This is a genomic window from candidate division TA06 bacterium (genome assembly GCA_016208585.1).
GTDB lineage: Bacteria > Edwardsbacteria > AC1 > AC1 > EtOH8 > UBA5202.
This window is the reverse complement of sequence record JACQXR010000103.1, coordinates 1-5298: the sequence shown is the minus strand read 5'-3', so window position 1 is coordinate 5298 and position 5298 is coordinate 1. Positions and strand designations below refer to the sequence as shown.

The following is a 5298-nucleotide window of genomic DNA, read 5'->3' as shown; positions in this document are numbered from 1 at the left end:
GCTTTCCACCCTGGCGGCCAAAACCATAGTCTGGCGCAGGCGCCGCTCCATCCGTTGTTGAATCAGCTTGAACTTCCGCCGGTTTTGATAGGCCTGGCGTTCAATGTCCCGACTCTGGTTGTAAAGTTTATCGGCCCCTTGTTTTTTCCTTTCCAGATATTTGGCGCTCTCCCATAATTTCTCCTGGCTTTTTACGATTTGATTTAATCCCGTCATCAGGCTTTTGGCGGACTGGCGCAGTTCCTGGAACATCTGGTGGGACCAGCGCTCCCAACGGTTCTCCTTTTGGGGGTCAAAGCCCGATTCGGCGGGGTCCCGGCCTCTCCGCAAAAAAGACTGCCTAAACGCCGCCAGCCGGATCATTTTTCCCCGGTGCCCGGGATCGGAAACCTCCACCAGGCCTTCCTCCACCGCCACCCGGGTGCTGGAGTCCCGCTCGATCTCAACCTTCAAAACCGTGCCCCTTACCCCGGCCACCGCGGTAGGGGTTTCCACCGTAAACTGCGACTTCAGGGAAAGCTTGGCCACCTTGGCCCAAAACTTCCCCCAAAAAAGCTTGAAACTGCGGTCGGCGCTGTCGGCGCGCTGAACATACAGCGAGGTCTTTTCTCCCAGCCTGATGCTGGTGCCGTCGGCGAAGCTGAGCTCGGCCAAGGATCCCTGGCCGGTACGCACCGAATCTCCGGGCTGCAGGGCCTGCCCCAATTCCGCCTCCGCCAGCTGGCCCTGGTGCCAGATAAAAGCCTGTCCCACATAGAGGCTTAAAACGGCAGTTGGTTTGGGCTCTTGGGAACCCGCCCCCCGGACCCAAAGACAGAGAAAAGACAGAATAAGTGCTGCGATGATCCGTTTCATAAAAACCTCCCCGGCAAATATTCTGCCGGTCAATTGGATTTATACTGACCCCGTTTAAAGATCCGGAAAAGACAAGATCAGGATCATGTAATGATCATTAGAGCCCCGGAGAGAGTTTGCGGTTCCCCCGGCAATTATTTTAAAAACGGTATCCCAGGTTTGTCCAGGCCAGGCGCTGGCGGTACGATTTGGATTGGTCCAACCGGTCGGTCTTATTTATCTGCTTGACCCCCAGCTCCAGCGATAATCTGGCTCCCAGGCTGATGGCGCTCTTGAGATATCCCGTGTGTTTGAGTTGATCGACGGAATTCAGATCATCCTGAAGCTGGTAATACTGATAGCCGGAATTGATCTGCCAGGCTCTTCCGGCCGTAAAGTTCAGATCAAGATTGGCCGAATGGGACCGGGTCAGCCGGTCGCTTTGGCTGGCGGAATAAGAATAGAGGGGCGAGGCCCGGAGTTTTTTCCATTTTAAGCTTAAGCTGGCTCCCAGGCTGCGGCTTTGATAGAGGTAGCCGGTGTAGGGCCGGAGGTTGTAATCAACATTAAGAGAAAGCCCGGAAAACCATCGGTCCGGGCCAAGGCCGGACAATCGCAACGAGGCTCCGGCCTTATAGCTGTTGCCGGCCGCGGAATCGGTGTATATCTTATAGGCCGAGGCGTAGGCTTGGGTGCTTAATATCTTACTCCAATTAGACTCCTGGGCCAGGGCCAGTTCGTTCTTGGCCGCCTCGGCGTAGGGATTCCCGAAACTGTAAAAATATTGGCCCAGCGAAGTGTAACTGGCTTCCCAAAGATGCTTTTCCCGCCGAAGCTTTACGTCGGCCGAGTAGCCTTGGTCGTAAACTGTTTTCCCGGTGTCGGGTATCAGCCGGGTGCGGATGTATTCCCCCGATAGCGCCAGGTTTTTAAATGAAGAGGACAGAGACAGCAGCAGCAGCCGGTTCCGGCCCGGGTGCAGGGTGTCTACCGAAATGATGGCGTCGGAGATTCCCAGCAGATCGTCTGTGTAGACATAAGCGCTGGCCTTATATCTGACCGAGTCCGGCAGGGAGGAAGGATCATCGTACCCTGCAAAATATCCGGCCGAAAAGACCAGACTGTCCCGCAACTCCAAGTAGCTCTGGCCTCCGTAGATATACTGGGCAAAAGTCTGATAGCCGGTGTCGGCCGGTTGGGAGCGGCAGGCCAGCAGGTCTACCTTCAGGCGGCCGTTCTTATACGTTCCGGAACCGCCCAGGGGAGAAAGCCCGGAAAAAGCCAACTCCGAAAACCGGGGATAGAATTCTCCCAGCCAAAGCTCCCATTGGGGTTGGGAAAACTGCAGCTGGCCGTGCAGGTCTTTGTCGTAGGCCGGATCGTAGGACAGATTGCCGGAAAGGTTCCCCCGGCCCAGCTGTCCCGACAGCGAAAGTTCGGCCTTGGGCAAAAAACCGACGGGGTAGGAGAGGCCCAGTCCGGCGGTGTCGGCGCTGCAGTCCGAATACTGCCATCCCATACCGGCCCAGAACTCCCAGGGCAGGGCTTCTTCCGGAACAGACAATGTTGCCGGGGCGTAAAACATCCAGCCGTGCGAAAAAACGGTGTCCGGTCCGCTCAGGGCCGTTAACCTTATTTGATGCGGCCCGGGCTGGGGGGCAAAGTCCGAAAGATAGTAGAGGTAGTCGCCGGTGATCTGAGCCTTGACTGTGATGTCCGTTCCATCCAGCAGCAGGACCAGGGAATAATCCTGCAGATCCGAAAGCAGCAGGGAGATCTCCAACGGCTCGTCCTGGGGCAGCAGGGAATCCCGCAGGGGGGAAAGGATGGTGATGGGATCAAAACCTTCCCCGGCGGGAATATCCGCTACCGGCTCGTTTTGGCCTAAGACGGGGTAACAGGCAAACAGCAATATTATTATGGTTGAAAAAAACTTGGACATATTTTAATGATGCCAAATTTCAGCCTAAAAGTCAAGGGGATATCTTAAGGAAGGGTAAAGATATTTAAATCGTTTGACTTTTGAAGCAAAATGTTATAAGGTAACTAAACTTTGGCAAAAAGCCAAAGTTTAGCAAATCACTTCAAAAGCCAGGCAAGCAGTCGTGCTCAGTGTAGGCCTAATATCAAAATCCGAAATCCGAAATCACCGCCTTCCTCCTTCGTTTCTACTACGGCGGACCACCGCCACAACCCATGGCCCCGCTGCAAGCCAGAGCCTCGCCTTTGGCGGGGCGGGGCGGGGCAAGCAGGTTGGCGGGATCCCGGTATTGCGGGACAAATACCAATGACCTAACTAAAGGGCCTAATTTCTTGGCATTTTCGGGTTTCTGTAATTTATAACTTAGGATTTGTTTGGATCTTCGATATTCGTATTTCGGATTTGCCAAAGTCCAGTCATAAATCATAAATACTTTATGAACTCAGTTTACATCCATATTCCCTTTTGCCTAGCCAAGTGCCATTACTGCGGGTTCAACTCCAGGCCTTTGCGGCAACCGGCCGAGCTTAAAAAATATTTCCAAGCGCTGGTCCGGGAGATCGCCGGCCACCGAAACGAAATCAAAGATATAAAGACAATCTATTTGGGCGGAGGCACTCCCACCATAGCTTCGGTCGCTTTGCTCGGGAAGGCCATGAACGAACTCCGGCCCTGGTCGTCTAATGCCGAATTGACCATAGAAGCCAACCCCGGAACGGTTACCCTGGAAAAGCTGAGATTCTTACGGCAAATGGGTTTCAACCGCCTAAGTCTGGGAGTGCAGTCGTTCAACGATGATTTGTTGAAGCAGATGGGCCGGGTCCATACCGGCCGTCAGGCCGCCAACGCCTTTGACCTGGGGTCCCGGGCTGGCTTCGACAACATCAGCCTTGACCTGATCTACGCCCTGCCCGGGCAATCATTAAAAGATTGGAAGAATGACCTGGAGAAGGCGCTGGCGCTTGGACCCCGGCACATATCGCTTTATTCGCTGACTTACGAGAAGAATACGGAATTCAAAAAGCAAAAAGCAGAAGGCAGAATAACACCAGGTGACGAAGAGACAGAGGCCGATATGTATCTGGAGGCCGTCAGTCGGCTGGACCGGGCCGGCCTGAAACGCTACGAGGTATCCAACTTCGCCCGGAAGGGTTTTTGCTCGGCCCACAACATCAATTACTGGCGGGCCGGAGATTACCTGGGTTTCGGGGCCGGAGCCCATTCGCACCGGGGCGGCAAAAGGTGGAGCAATATGAAGAATGTTGAAAGGTACCTCCGGTCAATCAACGGCGGCCAAAGCCCGGCCGATTTTCGGGAAACCCTTTCGTCGGAGCAACAGCGGTTTGAAGCCCTGTTCCTGGGATTGCGGATGGTCCGGGGGATAGATATCAAAGAATTTCAAAGCAAATTCGGGAGCTCTCCCCTGGAGCATAAGCCGCAGGTCTGGCTCCGGTGGAAAGAACAGGGCTGGGCGAAATGGGACAAAAAATATCTGCGCCTCACGCCCAAAGGCCTGCTGCTGGCCGACGGCCTGGCGGTGGATTTGGTTTAAGGAGAAATGATTTTTAGATTTCTTTAAAACACCTTTTGACAACCGACACGACATCCGCGATACCCACAATTGAGTGATTCTCAAAATAACCGTAAAGAAGGAGCATGAGGCCAATACCTGACGGAGAAACAGGGCAAATGGCTATAGAGAAAAAAGCAGAAAATCATATATTTTTCTTCAGTTTCCCCTTGACAAGATTATGACAGCGTAATATCCTTGCCTAAACCTTAATATAAGGAGGCTCAAAAATGGGCAAGTCTGCCTATGCCGAAAGGATCAATGCCTGCGACGTGATACTTTCCGGCTTGAAGAAAAACGAGAAGGAACTGGCCCTGCCGGTCAAGATTGCCGGCTTCGCCAAATTGCTCGCAGACGCCAAGGCCGAGGACAAGGTTCAAGAAGAACTTAAGGCCAAGACCCAGGAATCCACGGTTCGGCTGAACAAACTGATGAAAGACCTTAAAGACGACTCGGCCCGGATAATAAGCTCGTTGCAGGGACAATACGGCAAGAAGAACGAGAAATTGGAGGAGTTCGGGATTAAGCCGCTTAAGAGCGGGCGAAGGAAACCTGCAGCCAAACAACAATAATTGCCGTTGCAAGCCCCAAAATTAGCTGGCGGACTCCGATAATTAGCGACGGAACTCCGAAAATCGGCATTTGTTGTCCCAAAATTAGCTGGCGGACCCCGAAAATAGGCATTTGTTCTCCGAAAATTGGTGACGGAGCTTCGAAAATTGCCGTTGAACCTCTGAAAATTGCCGTTGAATGGATAAAAATTAGTGTTTATGGGTAAACAATTAATTTTCGGAGTATAAGAATTAATTATTATTGCTTCAACACTAATTCTTTTCGTTAAAATAGCAATTATTATCGCTAAAGAATTAATATTTATCGTTCCGTCACTAATTATCGGAGAACAAACACTAAT

At 52.4% G+C, this 5298-nt stretch carries 4 protein-coding genes; 2 read left to right on the top strand and 2 right to left on the bottom strand.

Features of this window, described 5'->3' with window-relative positions; all coding sequences use genetic code 11:
* Together HY768_07890 and HY768_07885 are read right to left on the bottom strand one after the other, a co-directional pair.
* Nucleotides 1–855: FecR domain-containing protein (locus tag HY768_07890; GenBank protein MBI4727127.1), on the bottom strand; the 855-nt coding region annotated here is incomplete at its 3' end.
* Nucleotides 856–994: 139 nt separating this feature from the next.
* Complete coding sequence (locus HY768_07885; GenBank protein MBI4727126.1) at nucleotides 995–2776, bottom strand: hypothetical protein; 1782 nt, start codon at nucleotides 2774–2776, stop codon at nucleotides 995–997.
* A 475-nt stretch (nucleotides 2777–3251) separates the two neighbouring features.
* Here HY768_07885 and hemW point away from each other — a divergent pair, with 475 nt between their 5' ends.
* Together hemW and HY768_07875 are read left to right on the top strand one after the other, a co-directional pair.
* Nucleotides 3252–4367: a radical SAM family heme chaperone HemW gene (hemW, locus tag HY768_07880; protein ID MBI4727125.1), complete on the top strand. Its 1116-nt coding sequence runs from the start codon at nucleotides 3252–3254 to the stop codon at nucleotides 4365–4367.
* Nucleotides 4368–4615: 248 nt separating this feature from the next.
* Nucleotides 4616–4957 (top strand): hypothetical protein, encoded by a 342-nt coding sequence (locus HY768_07875; protein MBI4727124.1) that lies wholly within the window; start codon nucleotides 4616–4618, stop codon nucleotides 4955–4957.
* Nucleotides 4958–5298 lie beyond the last annotated feature (341 nt).

Coding starts and splice junctions, on each gene's coding strand:
- HY768_07885 (MBI4727126.1), bottom strand. CDS start 2,776: ATGTCCAAGTTTTTTTCAACCATAATAATATTGCTGTTTGCCTGTTAC.
- hemW (MBI4727125.1), top strand. CDS start 3,252: ATGAACTCAGTTTACATCCATATTCCCTTTTGCCTAGCCAAGTGCCAT.
- HY768_07875 (MBI4727124.1), top strand. CDS start 4,616: ATGGGCAAGTCTGCCTATGCCGAAAGGATCAATGCCTGCGACGTGATA.